The organism is Clostridium sp. AM27-31LB (genome assembly GCF_003480745.1).
Taxonomy (GTDB): Bacteria; Bacillota; Clostridia; order Lachnospirales; family Lachnospiraceae; genus Butyribacter; species Butyribacter intestini.
Genome location: NZ_QUJS01000013.1, coordinates 63,281 through 82,917, shown reverse-complemented (window position 1 = coordinate 82,917; position 19,637 = coordinate 63,281). Strand labels below are relative to the sequence as shown.

The 19,637-nt window shown below is 36.9% G+C and carries 18 protein-coding genes; 7 read left to right on the top strand and 11 right to left on the bottom strand.

Annotation, left to right across the window (positions count from 1 at the left end; translation table 11 throughout):
• The first annotated feature begins 30 nt into the window (after positions 1-30).
• A complete protein-coding gene (locus tag DW721_RS15180; protein ID WP_118746232.1) occupies positions 31-1,611 on the top strand; it encodes an AAA family ATPase in 1,581 nt (526 codons plus the stop codon).
• Positions 1,612-1,840: 229 nt separating this feature from the next.
• On the opposite strand, the gene atpC is transcribed toward DW721_RS15180, so the two are convergent.
• The 8 genes from atpC to DW721_RS15140 form a co-directional block, all read right to left on the bottom strand.
• Positions 1,841-2,254, bottom strand: coding sequence for an ATP synthase F1 subunit epsilon (gene atpC / locus DW721_RS15175; protein WP_118746231.1), 414 nt, complete (start codon positions 2,252-2,254; stop codon positions 1,841-1,843).
• Between the two features lie 138 nt (positions 2,255-2,392).
• The gene (atpD, locus tag DW721_RS15170; RefSeq protein ID WP_022013264.1) at positions 2,393-3,790 is read right to left on the bottom strand and encodes a F0F1 ATP synthase subunit beta; all 1,398 of its coding nucleotides are present in this window, start codon (positions 3,788-3,790) and stop codon (positions 2,393-2,395) included.
• A gap of 22 nt (positions 3,791-3,812) precedes the next feature.
• Entirely contained in the window at positions 3,813-4,715 is a 903-nt protein-coding gene (gene atpG / locus DW721_RS15165) for an ATP synthase F1 subunit gamma (protein ID WP_055946734.1), read from the bottom strand.
• A gap of 16 nt (positions 4,716-4,731) precedes the next feature.
• A complete protein-coding gene (gene atpA, locus DW721_RS15160; RefSeq protein ID WP_347560405.1) occupies positions 4,732-6,240 on the bottom strand; it encodes a F0F1 ATP synthase subunit alpha in 1,509 nt (502 codons plus the stop codon).
• Positions 6,237-6,755, bottom strand: coding sequence for an ATP synthase F1 subunit delta (atpH, locus tag DW721_RS15155; protein WP_182436352.1), 519 nt, complete (start codon positions 6,753-6,755; stop codon positions 6,237-6,239). The genes atpA and atpH overlap by 4 nt, the downstream gene beginning before the upstream one ends.
• Entirely contained in the window at positions 6,733-7,185 is a 453-nt protein-coding gene (atpF, locus tag DW721_RS15150; protein WP_055946732.1) for a F0F1 ATP synthase subunit B, read from the bottom strand. Before atpF ends, atpH begins: the two co-directional genes overlap by 23 nt.
• Before the next feature lie 143 nt (positions 7,186-7,328).
• Positions 7,329-7,559: an ATP synthase F0 subunit C gene (gene atpE / locus DW721_RS15145; RefSeq protein ID WP_022013259.1), complete on the bottom strand. Its 231-nt coding sequence runs from the start codon at positions 7,557-7,559 to the stop codon at positions 7,329-7,331.
• A 103-nt stretch (positions 7,560-7,662) separates the two neighbouring features.
• A complete protein-coding gene (locus DW721_RS15140) occupies positions 7,663-8,331 on the bottom strand; it encodes a F0F1 ATP synthase subunit A (RefSeq protein ID WP_172794194.1) in 669 nt (222 codons plus the stop codon).
• 375 nt (positions 8,332-8,706) lie between these two features.
• Here DW721_RS15140 and ispE point away from each other — a divergent pair, with 375 nt between their 5' ends.
• The 4 genes from ispE to DW721_RS15120 all read left to right on the top strand — a co-directional run bounded on the left by ispE (position 8,707) and on the right by DW721_RS15120 (position 12,607).
• The gene (gene ispE / locus DW721_RS15135; protein WP_118746229.1) at positions 8,707-9,576 is read left to right on the top strand and encodes a 4-(cytidine 5'-diphospho)-2-C-methyl-D-erythritol kinase; all 870 of its coding nucleotides are present in this window, start codon (positions 8,707-8,709) and stop codon (positions 9,574-9,576) included.
• A gap of 323 nt (positions 9,577-9,899) precedes the next feature.
• The gene (locus tag DW721_RS15130; RefSeq protein ID WP_022013256.1) at positions 9,900-10,592 is read left to right on the top strand and encodes a hypothetical protein; all 693 of its coding nucleotides are present in this window, start codon (positions 9,900-9,902) and stop codon (positions 10,590-10,592) included.
• Between the two features lie 422 nt (positions 10,593-11,014).
• Positions 11,015-12,127: a PD-(D/E)XK nuclease family transposase gene (locus tag DW721_RS15125; protein ID WP_118746228.1), complete on the top strand. Its 1,113-nt coding sequence runs from the start codon at positions 11,015-11,017 to the stop codon at positions 12,125-12,127.
• A gap of 138 nt (positions 12,128-12,265) precedes the next feature.
• Entirely contained in the window at positions 12,266-12,607 is a 342-nt protein-coding gene (locus DW721_RS15120) for a YitT family protein (protein ID WP_022013254.1), read from the top strand.
• 105 nt (positions 12,608-12,712) lie between these two features.
• On the opposite strand, the gene DW721_RS15115 is transcribed toward DW721_RS15120, so the two are convergent.
• Positions 12,713-13,189 (bottom strand): DUF402 domain-containing protein, encoded by a 477-nt coding sequence (locus DW721_RS15115; protein ID WP_022013253.1) that lies wholly within the window; start codon positions 13,187-13,189, stop codon positions 12,713-12,715.
• 680 nt (positions 13,190-13,869) lie between these two features.
• Between DW721_RS15115 and DW721_RS15110 the strand changes: the two genes are divergently transcribed.
• Both DW721_RS15110 and DW721_RS15105 read left to right on the top strand, forming a co-directional pair.
• Positions 13,870-14,973, top strand: coding sequence for a C40 family peptidase (locus DW721_RS15110; RefSeq protein WP_055946720.1), 1,104 nt, complete (start codon positions 13,870-13,872; stop codon positions 14,971-14,973).
• A 404-nt stretch (positions 14,974-15,377) separates the two neighbouring features.
• Positions 15,378-15,998, top strand: a complete 621-nt coding sequence (locus DW721_RS15105) for a GDSL-type esterase/lipase family protein (RefSeq protein WP_118746227.1) — start codon at positions 15,378-15,380, stop codon at positions 15,996-15,998.
• Between the two features lie 104 nt (positions 15,999-16,102).
• Here DW721_RS15105 and DW721_RS15100 read toward each other — a convergent pair whose 3' ends face one another.
• The gene (locus tag DW721_RS15100; protein ID WP_182436351.1) at positions 16,103-18,316 is read right to left on the bottom strand and encodes a M56 family metallopeptidase; all 2,214 of its coding nucleotides are present in this window, start codon (positions 18,314-18,316) and stop codon (positions 16,103-16,105) included.
• Positions 18,317-18,318: 2 nt separating this feature from the next.
• Positions 18,319-19,287: an alpha/beta hydrolase gene (locus tag DW721_RS15095; protein ID WP_022013249.1), complete on the bottom strand. Its 969-nt coding sequence runs from the start codon at positions 19,285-19,287 to the stop codon at positions 18,319-18,321.
• Between the last annotated feature and the right edge of the window lie 350 nt (positions 19,288-19,637).

Below are 19,637 nucleotides of genomic sequence, written 5' to 3'. Positions count from 1 at the left end.
ACTATTTTTTATAAGAAACGGGGTGTTTAAATGGGTATATATTTCAATCCGACAAATGAGAGCTTTACACAGGCAAAAAATAGTATGATTTATGTAGATAAAACAGAATTATTGGAACAATTAAATTTAAGATTATCAACAGAAAATAAATGTATCGCCGTAAGCCACGCAAGGCGTTTTGGCAAGTCACACGCTGCCGGTATGATAGACGCATATTACAGTCTCGGTTGTGATTCATCAAATCTTTTTGATAACACAAAGATTGCGGCAAATGCAGACTATAAGAAATACATGAACAAATATAATGTTATTCATCTGGATATTTCTTCTTTTTGGGATTTTCATAAAAAGGACTTGATAGAGTCAATCAAAGAACGCGTGTATGATGATTTTAAAGAGATATATGCAGAGTCATTAAATTACAATAAGGACATTCATGTGCTGTTAATTGAAATTTATCATAAAACAACTATTCCATTTGTAATCATTATTGATGAATGGGATTGCGTTATCAGAAACAGTGATGATAAAGAACTTGTGCACAGTTATTTGCAATTTCTTCATTCCCTTTTTAAATCGGAGGAATCAAAAGCATTTTTAGCACTCGGATATATTACCGGAATTTTACCTATTAAAAAGATTAAGGACGAGTCAGCTCTTAACAATTTCCGTGAATATACAATGTTAAAATCAAAGCCTATAACAAAATATTATGGTTTTACAGAGGAAGAAGTCAAAGAATTGTGTAAAAAATATAATATGGATTTTGACTCAGTTAAAACATGGTATAATGGTTATCTGATAGACGGCATCCATATGTATAACCCAAATTCAGTTACACAAGCAATGATAGACCAGGACTGTGACTCTTACTGGAGAAACACTTCTTCTTTTTCCTCCATCAATACATTTATTACAATGAATTATGCAGGTCTTAAAGATGACATTATGACAATGCTTGCAGGCGGAAAGGTCAGAGTAAATCCATATACATTTCAAAATGATTTTTCAACTATTGCATCAAAAGATGATGCTTTAACAGCACTTATTCATTTAGGATATTTAGGCTATAATTTAGACAGGAAAAAAGCCTTTATTCCAAATTATGAAGTTGCAACAGCCTTTGAATCAGCTTTGCAGACTGGTGAGTGGTCTGAGATTGCAAAAGCAATTTCAACTTGTGACGAATTACTCGACGAAACTATAGATGGAAATGCCCAAAGAGTTGCAGAATTGATAGAACAGGCACATGACACATACACATCCGTTCTTAAGTACAACGATGAAAACTCATTAAGCTGCGTCCTCACAATGGCATACTTTACCGCACCGGGATATTACAATATCGTCCGTGAAATGCCTGCTGGCAAAGGTTTTGCCGATTTTGCATTTATTCCAAGATCAAATGCAGGTTTCAGACCCGCAATGATTGTTGAACTTAAATATAATCAGTCTGCCGAAACCGCTATTAAACAGATAAAAGAGAAAAAATATCATGGAGCATTATCCGGATACAGCGACAAAATTCTCTTAGTTGGTATCAATTATAATGCGGATGGTTCAGACAAAAAGCACCATACTTGTGTGATTGAGGAGTGGATAAATTCCTGATAGAACAACTACAACTTTTTCTATTCCCCTCACCCATTTTATTTATTGCTCTATGATAATCTTAATTCCTAAACTCAAAAATGAGATGTCTCCCATTTTGTCATCAGAGTTCACATTTTCAGTGTACCCCAAAACTTTGGTCTGACATCTCATTTCCTGCTGCCACTATTTATTCATATTTTCGTTATCCACATACAACATTATATGCGGCATAATGTTTTTTATGTCTTTATTTCTTTGCACTTGCCGCCTTGATACGCGCCATCGCTCTTGCAAGTGAAGCTCTGGAATGATAATACTCACGAATACTCTGTTTCTGACGCATCTGTTCCTCGGCTCTCTCTTTCGCTTCTTTTGCTCTCGCCATATCTATTTCCTCCGGATGCTCTGCTGTTTCCACAAGCAGAGTCACACGGTTATTCATTATCTCGACAAGTCCCATTCCTACAACAGCTTCCTGCCACTCACTCTCGCCCTCCGGTTTAAAACGCATATCCCCACGGTTGATGGCGATTACCATATTTTCATGGTGAGCAAGGATTTCTTTTTCTCCGTCAAATTCAGGCACTACTACTGACTCGCATTTTCCCGAGAAAAATACTCTGTTTGCAGATATAACTTTTAAATAAAACGAATTAGCCATATTACCTCATTTCTGTGCAAAAACTCTTAAAATCCAAGACTTCGTGCAAGTCAATTTTAATAATATCAAGTATATTTTTCATCACCGATATAACCCTGCAATAAATCTTCACTTTTAAGTCTCACACGAAAATCATCTTTACTCTGCGTCTTTCATAGTCTCTGCTTTCTTTTTAACATCTTCTATCGTTCCGACATTGAAGAAAGCATTTTCAGGATATTCGTCCATCTCTCCTGAGAGAATTGCCTTAAATCCACGGATTGTCTCCTCTACCGGCACATAAACACCTTTGATACCTGTAAAGTTTTCAGCTACATGGAATGGCTGTGAAAGGAATTTCTGTATTTTTCTTGCTCTGAATACTACCGTCTTATCCTCGTCTGCAAGTTCTTCCATACCGAGGATTGCAATAATATCCTGCAATTCTTTATACTTCTGCAAAATTCCCTGAACTTCTCTTGCCACATTGTAATGCTCCTCGCCTACTATGTCTGCCTCAAGTATTCTTGATGATGACTCAAGCGGGTCTACGGCCGGGTAGATACCCTGTTCAACAATCTTTCTTGATAATACTGTTGTCGCATCAAGATGTGCAAATGTTGTTGCAGGAGCCGGGTCTGTAAGGTCATCGGCAGGTACATATACAGCCTGTACTGATGTTACGGAACCGTTCTTTGTTGATGCGATTCTCTCCTGAAGTTCACCCATCTCAGTTGCAAGTGTTGGCTGATAACCTACGGCTGAAGGCATACGGCCAAGAAGTGCTGAAACCTCTGAACCGGCCTGTGTAAAACGGAAGATATTATCAATAAATAAAAGCACATCTTTCTGTTTCTCATCTCTAAAATACTCAGCCATTGTAAGTCCTGTCTCAGCAACACGCATACGCGCTCCAGGTGGCTCATTCATCTGCCCAAACACTAACGCTGTCTTTTTAAGAACGCCTGATTCTCTCATTTCTGTCCAAAGATCATTACCCTCACGGGAACGCTCACCAACACCGGTAAATATTGAATATCCGCCGTGCTCAGTTGCGATATTTCTGATAAGTTCCTGAATAAGTACAGTCTTACCAACACCGGCACCACCGAAAAGACCAATCTTTCCACCTTTTGCATATGGTGCAAGTAAGTCGATTACCTTGATACCTGTTTCAAGAATCTGCTCAGCAGGATTCTGTTCCTCAAATGTAGGAGGTTCTCTGTGAATCTCCCAGTTTGCTTCGCCCTCAGGCTGCTTATCTCCGTCAATTGTCTGTCCAAGTACATTGAAAAGACGGCCAAGTGTATCCTCACCAACAGGAACTTTGATTCCGCTTCCCGTTGCTACAACTTCCATATCTCTGCAAAGACCCTCACTGGCTGCCAACATGATACAGCGTACAATGTGATTACCTATATGCTGTGCAACTTCCATAACGCATTTCTTATCGCCATTCATTACTTCCAATGCATCTCTGATTGCCGGCAGGTCATCATTTTCAAACTCAACATCCACAACAGGTCCGGAAACCTGTACGATTTTTCCTGTATTCATCTCTGCCTCCCAATTTATCTTTCTATCTCTTCTTTTTGCGTTTCTGTGCCTTTGCACCCGCTATTACTTCTGTTATCTCCTGTGTAATAGCTGCCTGTCTGGCACGATTATATAAAATATCCAATTCATGCAGCATATCCTTTGCACTGTTTGTCGCATTTTCCATCGCCATCATTCTGGCATTCTGCTCACACGAAAATGCCTCAACAAGTGCACCGTACACGAAACCTACCAGATAATCAGGAACTATTCTGTCCATTACCGCTTCTGCTGACGGAACAAGTGCAAGTTCCTCTCTCGGTGCATCCACCGGAATATGCATTGCAGCAAAATCAGCTCTCTTGAGTGGAAGAAGCTGCTTTATCTCGACTTCCTCCGCAACCGCATTTACCATTGCAGTATAAATGATGTATATCTCATCAAGTTTTCCCTCATGGTACTGCTGCAAAAGTTCCTCTGATATGTTTCTTGCTCTGTTAAGAGAAGGATTTTGAACAGTGTAGTGAAACTGCTTGTCAATACGCACACCCTGCTGTTCAAAATAATGTCTTCCAAGTTCTCCGAGAACAAAAAGTTTATTGTTTGGATGAGTCTGAAGATGCTCATAGGCTGCTTTCATGATATTGTGATTGTATGAACCTGCAAGACCTTTGTCCGCTGTAATTACAATATAGCCTACACGCTTTTCCTCAGACTTCTTTTCTACGGCTGAATCGGATTCAAAATATATATCTTCAAATTCAGGCAAATGTCTTAAAATACGACTCATCTCTGACTGTAAAGCAAAGAAATACGGCTCTGTATCTGCAAGCATTTTCTTTGACTTTTTGAGTTTAGATGTGGAGATCATATACATGGCATTTGTGATTTTTAATGTATCCTGAATACTTCTCATTCTATCCTGAATCTCTTTAATATTTGCCATAAATATTCCTCCGGTTCTATTTAGACATTTCCTTTCCTAACTCAACGATCTTATTTATCATCTCGTCAGAAATAACTTTTTTATCATCTATCTCTTTTCCAATCTCAGGATGTTTTGTATCAAACTGTCCTAAAATATCCATCTGAAGTTTCTTTACATTCTTCTTTCCGACTTTGTCAAACACACCTGCATTTGCAAGACAGAGTGTGATAACCTGCTCATGAAGACTGAGCTGGCTGCAAAGAGGCTGCTTAAGAAGCTCCATAAGTGCTTCACCATGATCAAGCTGTGCCTTTGTAGCACTATCAAGGTCAGAAGAAAACTGTGTGAACACTTCCATTTCCCTGTACTGTGCAAGGTCAATACGGATACTTCCGGCAACTTTCTTCATTGCCTTTGTCTGTGCCGCACCACCTACACGGGATACTGATAAGCCGACATTTACGGCAGGACGCATACCTGAGAAGAAAAGATTACTCTCAAGGAATATCTGTCCGTCTGTGATAGAAATAACATTTGTAGGAATGTAAGCTGATACATCTCCTGCCTGTGTCTCTATGATAGGAAGTGCTGTTATAGAACCTCCGCCAAGTTCATCGCTAAGTCTGCTCGATCTTTCAAGAAGTCTTGAATGTAGATAAAATACATCACCTGGATAAGCCTCACGACCTGGTGAACGCTCAAGCAGAAGTGAGATTGCTCTGTATGCAACGGCGTGTTTTGAAAGATCATCATAAACTATCAAAACATCTTTTCCTTTATGCATAAAATACTCTGCAAGTGCTGTTCCTGCATATGGAGCAATATACTGTAATGACGCCGGATCACTTGCCGTCGATGAAACTACAATAGAATAATCCATTGCATCATGTTTCTTTAATGTATTTACGATTTTTGCAACCGTTGAAGCTTTCTGTCCTATTGCGACATATACACAGATAACATCCTTGCCTCTCTGGTTGATAATAGTATCTGTAGCTATAGAAGTCTTACCTGTCTGTCTGTCACCGATGATAAGCTCACGCTGGCCTCTTCCTATAGGAAACATAGAGTCAATCGAGAGAATACCTGTCTCAAGTGGAGTATCAACCGACTTTCTATCCACGATACTTGGTGCTTCCTGCTCAACAGGGAAATAATCGTCTTCCTTTATATCTCCTTCACCGTCGATAGGCTCACCTAATGCATTCACAACTCTGCCGAGGAATGCATCTCCGACAGGAATACCTGCCTTTTTCTTTGTTCTTACAACTTTTGTTCCCTCTTTGATACCGAGATCACTGCCAAAAAGAATACATCCTATTTCATTCTGTCTTATATCCTGAACCATTCCCTTGACACCGTTTTCAAAAGTTACGATTTCACCATACATTGCATGGTCTATACCATATATTGTTGCGATTCCGTCACCGACCCAGATAACCTCTCCGGTTTCTCTTGCCGAATCGTCCCAATCAAAATCTTCTATCTCTTTTTTAATTATAGATATGATATCTGTTGCGCTAATAGCTCCCAACAAATTCACCTCCCAGTCATTTTTCGTTCCAACTGACTCAACCGCCATGTGAAACTCTTATCATATTCTTCCACCTTTGTCTTAACTACATATCCGCCAAGTAACGAATCGTCCACATTCTCAGATAATTCAACGGTATAATCCGGATATTTCTTTTTAATATCTTGTTTTATACTCTTTATCTCATCCTGTGACATCTCTTTTGCACTTGTTACTGTAGCACGAAGAATATGATTTTTTTCGTCCCAGTATTCATGGTAAGCCTTGAAAATATCGCTAAGCTCATCGGCATTACCAACCTTACACATTTCCTTTATGAAATTTGCGATTACGGACGAAAGTTTTGCTTTTTGGAAAATATCATCAATCACTTTTTCCTTCTTGTCAAGACTGACAACAGGACATTCCAAAACTTCTTTCAGAACAGGTGTAAGTGACAATATATCCTCAGCATCATTTACATCTTTTCTGTCAACCGACAGATCGTACAAAACCTTTGCACTATTTACTGCTGTCTGCGTCACGGCTATCACCTGTCTCTAAAATTTTTCTTGCTGCGACAACGGCGAGTTTTGCAATCTCTGCCTGTGTTGCCTGCATTGCTTTTTCATGCTGAGCCTCGATGTCTTTCTTGGCTTTTTCTTTCAAGCGTTCTGTCTCAACTCTGATGTCTTCCATCTGGGAATTATAAGCCTCATCAGCACGCTCCTTAGCATCTGCTAATATCTGGTCAGCCTCTGTCTTTGCTGTCTTAATCTTATCGTGATATTCTTTCTTAAGTTTGTCTGCCTCGTCCTCTGCATCCTTAGCACTCTTGAACTGATTATTTATCATTTTCTCTCGTGCGTTGATAACATTCATAACCGGCTGGAACAAAAACTTTCTGAATATCGCATATATGACAAGCAGATTTACGACTGTCCATAAAATATTCCACGGGTTTATACTTAACATATATTGTCCTTCTTTCAACAATCCATCAATAAAACTGCTGCCGTATCAACAATCCGGCTGTTATTTCCACATTTTATATACGACACACTCAGTCAATAATTAATTATCATACTTTCCTAAATCTTTATCCTCAGATGGGTTTATTATTTAAGAAGTAAGATGATAAGAAGTGCGATAACGAAACCATAAATAGCTGTTGCCTCGGCAAGTGCACAACCTAAAAGAAGTGAACTGCTGATCTTTCCTGATGCTTCGGGCTGTCTTGCGATAGCGTCTACTGCTGAAGATGTTGCTTTACCAATACCAAGACCTGCTCCAATACCTGTTAAAACTGCGATTCCTGCTCCGATTGCTACTAATAATGTTGCTGACATAATATTAATCTCCTTTTCTGTTTCATTTAAATCTTTTCTTTAATTTAATCTTGCTGAACTATGCCCAGCAAAAATATTTCTGTTTTCAAAAATCCTTATTATACTATTCCGTTTCTGTCGCTTCTTTTATAAACAATGCAGTTAAGAATACAAAGACATATGCCTGGATAAGACCGTCAAATATATCAAAATACATACTGCAAAACGCCGGTAATACTGCCGGAACCACAAGTTTTAGAAGCTCCATAACTACGAATGAACCAAGTACATTTCCAAATAGTCGCATACACAATGAAAGTGGCCTGATAAATATTTCCAATATATTAATTGGTAATATTATAGGCATCGGTTCTGCAAAACTCTTAAGCCATCCCTTTGTACCTTTCTGACGAATACCTGAAACCTCTATCAGAATAATACTCATCAGTGCAAGTGCTATGGTGACATTCATATCCTTTGTCGGTGGTTTAAATCCCAAAAGACCGATAAGGTTTGCTATTCCTATGTAAATAGCCACCGATGCAAGATACGGTATGTATGCAGTACCGTTTTCGCCGACTGTACCTTTAAAGAAATTGTACAATCCACTCACCGCTGTTTCTAAAACAAGCTGTTTACGACTGGGATTTTCTATACTCAGGTTTTTGACAAGCAGAACACACAAGACCAGAACTACAAGCATTATTATCCATGTAACGACAACAGACTCATAAATAGGTATGCCGCCGAATATTGGAATCTTAAATACTGTTTTACAGTTCAGTTCTTCCATCAAACTCTCTACCAGAGTATCCACAATATTCACCTCCATCTTATTTTTTAAGGAAAACATAAAAATCAAAATACCTATACACAGGAAATCATCTGCCTGTTGAATATCTATCGGCATCTGTGATATTTTTGTGTCAACTTCCTTTCAACGACTGATATTATAACTACTGCTGTTAAGATATGTAAAAAGTATTTTTGACATAATAGTTATACAATTTTTATATACTAAATTTTACCAAAATATGCTATTATTATTATATGTTAATTTTTTGTAAACTCGGCTTAAAGACTGAATTTTCACGCATTGAGCTGCGTTTATCTGTTAAAACTAAGATAATAAATACACGAAAAATTCTAGATTTAGAGGAGCGAAATTATGGGAAATATTTTAATAAAAAAAACACCTGCAAAAATAAATCTGACACTTGATGTGACGGGAAAACTTGAAAACGGTTATCATACATTGTCTATGATAATGCAGAGCATAGATGTATGCGACGAACTCTCTTTTGAAAAAACTGCAGATGAAACAATTCTTTTTTCAATGAATAAAGACCTTCCGGACAAGATACCTGCCGAAAAAAATCTTGTCTATAAAGCGGCAAAACTTATGAAAGACACTTTTAAGATTGATGGTGGATTTAAGATACACCTCACCAAAAATATACCTGCCGCTGCCGGACTCGCCGGCGGAAGTTCCGACTGTGCCGCCACACTTATCGGAATAAACGAATTGTGTGGGCTTGGTTTTGACATTGAAAAACTTTGCGAGATAGGTGTAAAACTCGGAGCTGATGTACCATTTTGCATAAGAAAAGGTACAATGCTTGCCGAGGGCATTGGTGAGATACTCACACCCCTCACACCGCTTACAGGCATACCCGTACTTCTTATAAAACCAAACATATCAATAAGCACACCGTATGTTTACAAACACCTCAAACTAAACAAACTCGATTATCATCCGGATAACAAAGCCGTAATCTCATATATAAAGGATAACAACATAAAAAAAATAGCAGCTTCACTTTCAAATGTACTAGAGACAGTAACCATACCCGAAAATCCGATAATCGCCGAACTTAAACGCTATCTCACCGAAAGTGGTGCAATAGGCTCACTTATGAGCGGAAGCGGTCCAACAACATTTGGTATATTTGAAAATATGGAAACTGCAAAAAAAGCATACGAAAAAGCAAAAGCTGATTACCCTGATTTTGATGTGGTGTTGTGTCAGACTATGTAGGGTGAGAATTATTAAAAGGTTGTAAACTTTCCTATTATATTATGGCATACTCCTGACGATATAATTATCAGAAGAAACAATTTGCTATCCAAATAAGTTTTTGCATACGACCAAAATAATAACTAATAACGATAATTCAAACAATTTAACAGTGTTTCAAAGAAATGAGCACTTATACTTTTGAAAATGAAGGTTTCAGTGTGAAAAATTAAGGTTTCACACACAAGATTTGTGTTTGTGCACACTTGATACAAATCTTATGTATGAAAGATAAAAACTTTCGCACTATACGCAAAAAAATGTGTGCAGAAAAGAGGTTAATCATGAGTTTAAATGCAATTTCATCATCAATAAACACATACAGCAAAGTTGATACCAAAAAGGCTGACAGTACAAAAGAAACAGAAGCAGCCGTTGCCGCATCAACGAAAAATACATCATCAGCAGACAAAGCAGCTTCTACTGATACTTCAAAAGAAAACGGTGTTGTTTTCGACAAGACAACTGACAATAAGACCGACAGTGCAAACCAGATTTACAACAAAGATGCTATTATCTCAAAGCTTAAGGCAGACCAGCAATCACGCTTACAGTCTATGCAAAATCTTGTAGAGAAACTTTTAAATAAGCAAAAAGGTACTTTTGACCTTGCCAGCCTTATGAAAAAGGATGATGTTTCAGGACTCAATCTTTCTGCTACATTTGAAGCCGCAGCTAAAAATGCAGATCCTGATACCATCAAAGCTGCTCAGGAAAGTATTTCCGAGGACGGTTACTGGGGTGTAAACAAGACTTCTGACCGTCTTGTAAGTATGGCTATTGCACTTTCAGGTGGAGATACAGACAAAGCAGATGAAATGATGTCAGCTATCCAGAAAGGTTACGACAGAGCAACAGCAGCCTGGGGCAAAGACCTTCCTGACATTTGCAAAGATACACTTGAAGCTACAAAGCAGAAAATGGATGACTGGAAAAACGGCAAGACTACAGCAAAAGATTATTCAGATCTCCAGTAGTTCGGCACGGGGCAGGGCTGAGGGCGAGGCAACTGCTGAAACCAAGATAGTCCTAAATATGCATAACAACGGACTCACTCCTGAACAAATAGCCGCTTTTACCAACAAAAACATTGATGATGTAAAAGCCATCATAGCCTGAAAACTTACTATTCCGTCTGAATAACTTTCAACCACCAAGGACAAAGATGTTTCCAAAAAGATATACTTTGTCCTTTTTTATTTATACAAAATCAGAAATTGATAATACAAGTTCTTTTCTTGCCTTATATGTTATTTTTGTGTATATTATTAAATAAAGCAAATAATTACAAAATTAATTATCACCTATTAAAAGATTGTATTTCCTAATACAACAAACACACGATGGAACATCACTTTTTATATTTCTGTCGAAAATAATTTTAGAGAGGATGTCATTTTTGAATACAGAACTTAAAAATTCAATAGCTGCTACTGATAAGGAAGCTCAATATGATAAAAGTGCGAAAAGATTACTCAGTCAGAAAATCATACTTGCACATATCTTAGCAAAAACAGTTCCCGAATTTACGAATATGAATCCTACGGATATCGTCCCTCTCATAGAAGGTGAGCCGTATATCAGCTCTGTTCCCGTTGACCCCGGACTTTCAAACATAGAAAAACCAAAAGCTGATGAACAGATAACAAACGGACTTTCAAATATAAAAAAGGAAAGCAACGGGCAACGCATTATAGGTCTAAACGATGAAAATATAGAAATCAACGAGGGCATGATAAGATTTGATATTATCTTTTATGTACGGATACCGTTAAAAAGCAACATAGCAGACAAAGATATAACCGCCAACAACTCAACAGACGCCGAAAACAGATTATCACAAATAATCATAAATGTAGAAGCTCAAAAATCAGAGCCACAAAAGTACGATATTTTGAACAGGGCAATCTTTTATGTTAGCAGAATGATTTCCTCACAAAAAGGGCGTGATTTTGAAAATTCAGACTATAATAATATTAAGCAGGTCTATTCCATCTGGGTTTGCATGAATATGCCTGAAAACAGCATGAGCCATATTCACCTTATGAAAGATGACCTGATTGACAAACACAACTGGCATGGAAACCTTGACCTGTTAAATATTATTATGGTAGGACTTTCAAATAATCTTCCACCACATGATGACACTTACGAAATGCACCGTCTTTTAAGTGCATTGCTTTCAAAAGATTTAACTGTAAATGAAAAATTAGACATTATAGGAAATGAATATGATATTCCTGTCGAAAATAATTTAAGAGAGGATGTGAATGTTATGTGCAATTTAAGTCAGGGTATAAAAGAAGATGGCATCGCCATCGGTGAGGCACGAGGAATTGCCATCGGCGAAGCACGGGGCAGGGCTGAGGGCGAGGCAACTGCTGAAACCAAGATAGTCCTAAATATGCATAACAACGGACTCACTCCTGAACAAATAGCTGCTTTTACCAACAAAAACATTGATGATGTAAAAGCCATCATAGCCGGAAAACTTACTATTCCGTCTGAATAACTTTCAACCACCAAGGACAAAGATGTTTCTCAAAAGACATACTTTGTCCTTTTTATAAGATAAAAAACTTTTACCACACAACACCACATAAGATAACAATAAAAAATCATAATAAAATAAAACGAAATGAGGGGTTAAATGACAAATAAAAACAGATTTCAGATTTTGATAGAATTTTTTATGCTCACCATAGGCTCAATAATCGCAGCTTTCGCCATCGAGGAATTTCTCGTACCGAACACTATACTTGACGGTGGAGTCATCGGCATCGGCATAATGATAAACAATCTTACCAAACTCCCACTCAGTATGCTTACCATTATACTAAACATACCTTTTCTGCTCTTTGGTCTGCACAAACTTGGCAAGATATTTATTATAAAAGCAGCATACTGCATGATAATATTTTCTCTTTTTGTATCACTCTTTGCTCCGTGGACAAATGGTTCTCATAATGAACCTTGTCGTCTATTCCATTGATACCTCCGCATTTGTCTCAATAACTGATGTTACCGAAATAATAGGCAAACACATTAAAAAAACCGTCTAACTCAAAACTGCTATCTGCCTATAGTAAAACTTTTCCTACTCCGCATCATCTATAATCTTTGTATATCTCTCAAATTGCCCGGCATATATCACCTTAAGCAAGGCATCAGCACTCCTGAGTGCCTTTGCGATAACGGTATTATCAAGTCTTTTCTCATCCATTATATCAGCAAACTCGTCTATATCTACCACTTTAACAAATCCGTCAGGGTAAACTAAAACATCTATAAGAAGATCATTAAACACATATTTCTGACTGTCCTTTTCATGAACCGTCTCCACAATATCACAATACCAATAGACAAGATTGTCCTCACTGTCATATACCTTGCTCACTTTTATACCCTTGTCAATAAAATAAGCAGACACACCTCTTGCAATGTCTTTTCTCGGTTTTAAAACATTCCATTTTGTAAGTATCATATCATCTGTGACAGACAACACTATATCGTCTTTAAGTTCCTTGATTTCATCCGGGATATATCTTCTTCGGAAAAGCTGTATTTTGTCCATATTCTCCCCCTGTATCTTCAAATTTGTTACAGTTAGCATCTGAGCCGTAAACCGCAACCAAAATATTGTTAAGTCTAATTATAATATCCGCAGTTTAGCTTGTAAAGAAAAAAATCCGTCATTCTGTGTTGTAATGTAACAGTTCAGCCATAAAAATATAATCGGTAATATCTGAGCTTGCTCATTGTATTGCTGATTATATTTTTACGGTAGAATAGCCTTTCATTTATTATATGAGGTAAACATAAGCTGTGTAGCAGCGACTGACAGTTTGCTGGCAGGTTTATGAATGTACTAAATGGAAAGCTGAACTGTTATGTTGCAACAATTAACCCCAAATATATACAGTTGAACCGTTACATTTTACCGTCGCAAAATATTTTCAATTACACAACCATTATATATAGAAGAAACTCATTCACCAAATGTATAAAATCATACTTAGAATGTTACAATATTGTAAAAGATTAACTCCAAAATATGAAAAAATCACCAAAAACATACACCTAATTCTTAACCTAATAGTAATTTTTCCTTAATTTGTGTTGACAAATACATATTAAGTTGTTACAATAAAAATCGTGATGTAATATTTTTGTAACAAACTTAAATAATTCATTACATATTCTTTTAAAAATACACACAAATTATTATAATATCAAAAAATTATGGAGGATAATATGTTTAAGGAAGGCTTGACAAAAAAGGCATTATCACTTGGAACAGCACTTACATTGTCTGTTGCCTGTGTACTTACTTCGTTTAGTACATCACCTGCTGAAACAAAAGCAGCAACAATTCCCGGTATGTCTTTTTTAAGCGACGAGATTAATAATGGTGATAATACTACTGATGTAGACGACAATAACAATAATGATAACAACACTACTGATGTAGTAACTGGTTCAGCTATAAAGGTTACAACAAATTTCAATAAACTTGGTATTGTTACTAAAAAGACTGGATTTGTTAATGTAAACAAAGGTGCCGGTACAAAGACTAAGGTTGTCGGAAGACTTTATAAAGGATATAAAGTCAACATCATCGGTTCTACAAACAAAAGCTGGCTCAAGGTTAAATCCGGACGAGTTTCAGGTTATGTATGCAAAAAATATTTTGCAATAGGTGCAAAGGCAGCTAAGGTTGCAAACAAATATGGTACTGCATATGTAAAAGTAAACAAGTCAGCAAAAAAAGTTTCCTTAAAGAAATCAAAGAGTTCTTCAGCAAAAACTCTTACAAGCCTTAAAGCAGGAAAGAGTTATAAATTAGTTAAGACTTACAATAACGGATGGGTAAAAGTTAAGTCAGGTAAAAAGACAGGTTTTACAGACAGTCTTTCATCTATGACAGCTTATTATAAATTCAGCAATGCTCTCACTCTTAACGGTGTTAGAGCAAGAAGATATGGTTCACTTAAAGGCTATCAGGCTTCTGTTTATGCACAGCGATTTGTAGGTAATCGTTATGTATGGGGTGGAACAAGCCTTACACACGGAACTGACTGTTCAGGATTTACAATGAGTGTTTACAGAAAGTTCGGTTACAGAATTCCTAGAACTTCTCGTGAACAGTCAACATACGGAAAGAGAGTAAGTTTTTCAAATCTCAGACCGGGAGATCTTCTTTTCTACACACACGGTACAGGCAGAGTAAATCATGTTGCTATGTATATTGGAAGTGGACGCATCGTTCATGCAAGCAATCCAAGGACAGGTATCAAGATTTCAAAATACAATTACTCTAGACCTAAATGTGCAAGACGAATTGTTTATAAGAAATAATATTTGTTATAATATTATTCTTTTCATAAATCTCTTTCTAAAAACACCGCATAAGCGGTGTTTTTTATTTTACCCATTTCAATCCCATATCTTCAATCCATTGTAACAGTTCAGCCTCTCATTTATTACATTCGTAAACCTGCCAGCAAGCTGTCAGTCGCTGCTATGCAGCTTGTGTTTACTTCATTTCATAAATAAAAGGCTATTCAGCCCCAAAAAACAAGTCAATAATACATTGAGCAAGCTCATGTATTATTGACTTATCTTTTTGGGGCTGAACTGTTACAATCCATTTCTTTTTATTATATTTTTTCCTTGACAAATCATAACTCCGCCCTTATAATCATATATATCCTATCAGTTTAGTATGAATAGTATGATTTAAGAAATTAGGAGGATTTGTCATGAAAGAGATATTATGTTTTGGAGATTCAAATACTTATGGACTTATACCGGGTACAACATCAAGATTTGACCGCAGCACACGCTGGACCGGTATTCTTGAGTCGGCACTTTTCCCTAACGGATATAAAATAGTTGAAGAAGGACTCTGTGGACGCACTACCATCTTTGAAGATGAGCTTCGTGACAACAGACGCGGTATAGATATGCTTCCGGCACTCCTTGAATCACACTCACCTATAGATTATGTAATACTTATGCTTGGCACAAACGACTGCAAGACATATTATAATGCCTCTGCCGGTCTTATCGGTAAAGGTATTGAAAAGCTTATATCACAGATTAAAAAGTATGATTCGTCTTTAGACATACTGCTCATGTCACCTATCGTACTTGGTGATGAAGTCTGGAAGCCCGAGTTTGACCCTGAGTTTAACAAAAACTCCGTAAAAACATCACACAAACTTAAAGATGTATATAAAAAGATAGCCGACAAATACGGCTGCCATTTTCTAGCTGCATCTGATGTATCTTCCTACAGCACTGATGATATGGAACATATGGATGCATCCGGCCACAGACACCTCGCCGATGCAATCCTTGATCTTGGTCTTTTTGCTTAAAAACTGACAGTTCCTTTTTATTGATAAAATTTTACATATGCCAAAACAGGCTTTCCGCTATTTTTAATAATAACGAAAAGCCTGTTTTTAACTCTTTCATCATCTTATTGACTTGCTGAAGCCATCGGGCTTTCTGCCGCTGATGCTCCCGTATCGTTGTTACTGCTGCCTGCATTTGCTGCTGAAGTCTGCGAATAATTGAAGTCGTATTGATTTTTCTTTTCGATATCATACTTATAACTTCCCTTTACGACCACATTATCCTTTGCATTGGCGGCAAATCCGATTTTTAACACATCGTTTTCCTTTTCCTGCAGAGTATATACAACCAAATCATCTTTGTTAAACGCAATGTCATTCTGATTTCCATTGTAACGGTCAAACACACTGCTTAAAGCACTGTTTCCGTCCTCCTGTTTATAATATATCTCTTTCAGCTTTGTATCAAATACAACAAATGTCTGTGACTTTATGCCATTGTATGTAAGCACAGCATACCTGTTTTCCTCATTATCCGTTGTCTGCACCCACTGAAGCTCACAATAATATCCTTTAATATTACTTATTTTCTTTGATGCACCGTTTGGAGATATAACAATATTTTTTATTTCCTCTGAACCGGTTGAGTCCTTTTGAGTTACAACTCTTATGCTCTCCCTGTCACTGTCATTTCTTAAGGAGTGAACACTCTTTTCTCCGCTTTCATCGGTTTTGTCGCTGTCTTTCTTATATTTTTTGAGCTGTTTTTTTGTAAGTTCTTTTCTTACAAACATTTCATTAGTGCCATCCCATACATAATAAAACTTGTTTTTTAAAACTTTTACTTTTATAACTCCGTTAGTTCCCTTTGGTATCTTAAATTCACAGGAATTAGCCTCCGCACCCGTCTTGTCTGCCGTATAAATCGGCTCAGACACACATTGCAGCTTGTCAGCCTCGATATTCCAGATATAATACTTCTGAATACTCTTTATTTTATTTTTCTCTTTCTTTTTTGGCTCTCTGCCAAGCAAAGTGTTAAGATTTTCATCAGTAAATTCTATATCCTGACCTATCGCAACTTCATTTACCTTATCGCTGTTATAATCTGATATATGCAATGCAACATTCTTTTCAAAGTGCAGCTTATCATTCTTATTGTCACCAAACTGTCCGTTTAAATTTTCCTCGGCAAGCTTATTTCCCTTCGTGTCATCCAAAACAAGCTTAAACTCACCATCATAACCTGAATCTTCCTGCTGCCCATCCGTCATTACTATCTTTATGACCTTTGACAATCCGTCTGCACTCTTAACATTAGTCTGTGCAACAACAACCTGTTTTGTTTTATCAAATAACGGTTCTTCTGTCTGCGAAATGCTGTTGTCCGCCGTTGTGTCTAAGCTGCCCTCCCACAACATATATAGCGGTCTTAACATAAACCACCAGATAAAGAATATTAGGACAACAAGCACTACTACCTGTCTGTCTTTTTTCTTTATCTTATTCTGATAAAGCATCTTTGATGCACGGTCATCAATACGGTTTTCCTGAAAAGTCACAAGAGATGGTCTTATAACTTTTTTCCCCTTGTTCATATTCAGTATTTCCTGTGCATATTTCGCCCTGTCATCGTATCCAAAATAACTAAGCGTATCCTCGTCTGCCGCTGTCTCAATATCTCTTAAGATAAAATAATGAGCAAGCCACATAAACGGATTAAACCATTGCAGCGACAACACAATAAAAGCTGCTGCCCTTAGCACACCGTCATGTCTCTCCTCATGTATCTCCATATGCCTTAACACATATTTTGCCTCGGAAACATTCATCTTGCCCGGAAGATATTTCTTTAATCTGAAAACACCTGTCATTACCGGAATATTAAGTTTCTCATGCTGATATATACTTCCATCCAGTCTTTCAGCCTTTTGAAGCCACTTTCTTATCCCGGTCTGCTTTACTAATGTGTATATCCATATGAACAAAACACCTGCGGCCCACATGATACTGCAAAATCTAAAATTTGTATTTACCGTAAACTGCCGCACAAAAACACTCTGCCAGCCTGTCAGCACTCCGCCCTGTTCATCAAATGAAAGTCCTATCAACTCAAGAAATATATGAAATTTTCTATTTATTCCTGGTGACAGTGAATATATACTTGACAATGACACCGGACATATACTCCTTATCAAAAAAAGCCACCACAGACACATAAAATACTTTTTAGGTACTTTAACTATTATAAATCTTATCAGCAAAACAACCACAAGAGCAAATGCCGACACAACTGCCAGTGAAAAAGAAGTATAAAATAAACCATACAACAATTTCAATGTCACTTTCCTCCTAAATGTTTATCTAAAAATTTCCATATAACCTCATAATACCATTTTATTGTATTATAAGTTGAACCGTATATCTCATGCTTTGAGTTTGGTATCTGTATAAGGATAACATTTTTATTTTTCTCTGCAAACCTGTTCTGTCCTCTGTTATCCACTAAATCATCATCCGATGCCTGAAAAAGCAATACCGGTATTTTTACCTTCTCTGCTTCTCTTTGGAGCTTTTTTGTCGCTTTCATCGCACTTATACTCCAACCGTAAGTCGCACCATTCATGTGATACCTGTCATTCTTTTCACGCTTTCTGAATATATACTCATATCTCTCACCTGATGTGCAGCAGCCAAATTTTTCATCTCTAACACCATCAAATACACTCTGACCGGGTACATATTTAAATTTTACCGGGAAAATTGCCGCATAAATTCTCAAAAGATTTGCAACAAATTCAGGAATACCATTAAATTTCATTTTTAACATAGGAGAAGTAAGCACTGCACAATCAAACAGTTCAGGATATTGCTCAAGCACGAGTGCACCTATCGCACCTCCCATCGAATGTGCATACAGTACCATTTTTTTGCCCGGATTTTCATTTCTTACAATGTCTCTCACAAACCCGTAAAAATCATTTACATATTTATCAAAACCATCTACATATACCTTTGACAGATCATCAGTCTCCCTGTCAGAATTGCCATGCCCTCTGTGCTCCGGAATATATACCGAGTATCCCTTGCACAAAAAATAATATATGACTTCCTCAAATTTTTCCGCAAATTCACAAAATCCATGAGAAATTACAATTATTGCTTTCTCGTTTTTATTTTTAAATTTATCATAATATATTTTTATTCCATCATACGCAGTATAATATCCGCTTGTCCTTGCCGCATCCAGCTTTGGAACTGCCACCTTTTCCATTTTTTCAAAAAAATCATTATCCTTAAAATACTCCATACTTCCTGCACCTCCTTCATAGACAGATATTCGCAATCCGCTCTGCTACCCGCCTGACAATTTTAAAATACCGTCATATCTCATACCATTATTGCTTACCTCTATTTTACCATACTTCGCAACAGACACGCAAAAAATATTATATAACTTTAAATTATATTTTTACACTTAATTTCATTTTACTTCTCATTTTCACTATCTTTATTTTTCCTCAAAATCACAAAAAATCACTGTAAAAACATGCCAAATTATTACTATATTTATCCTAAAAATTGTATTTAAAATAAATCTAAAATGTTGTAAAATAAATACATATGTATTGCGGTTTTATATACTAATGTCAGGGCATT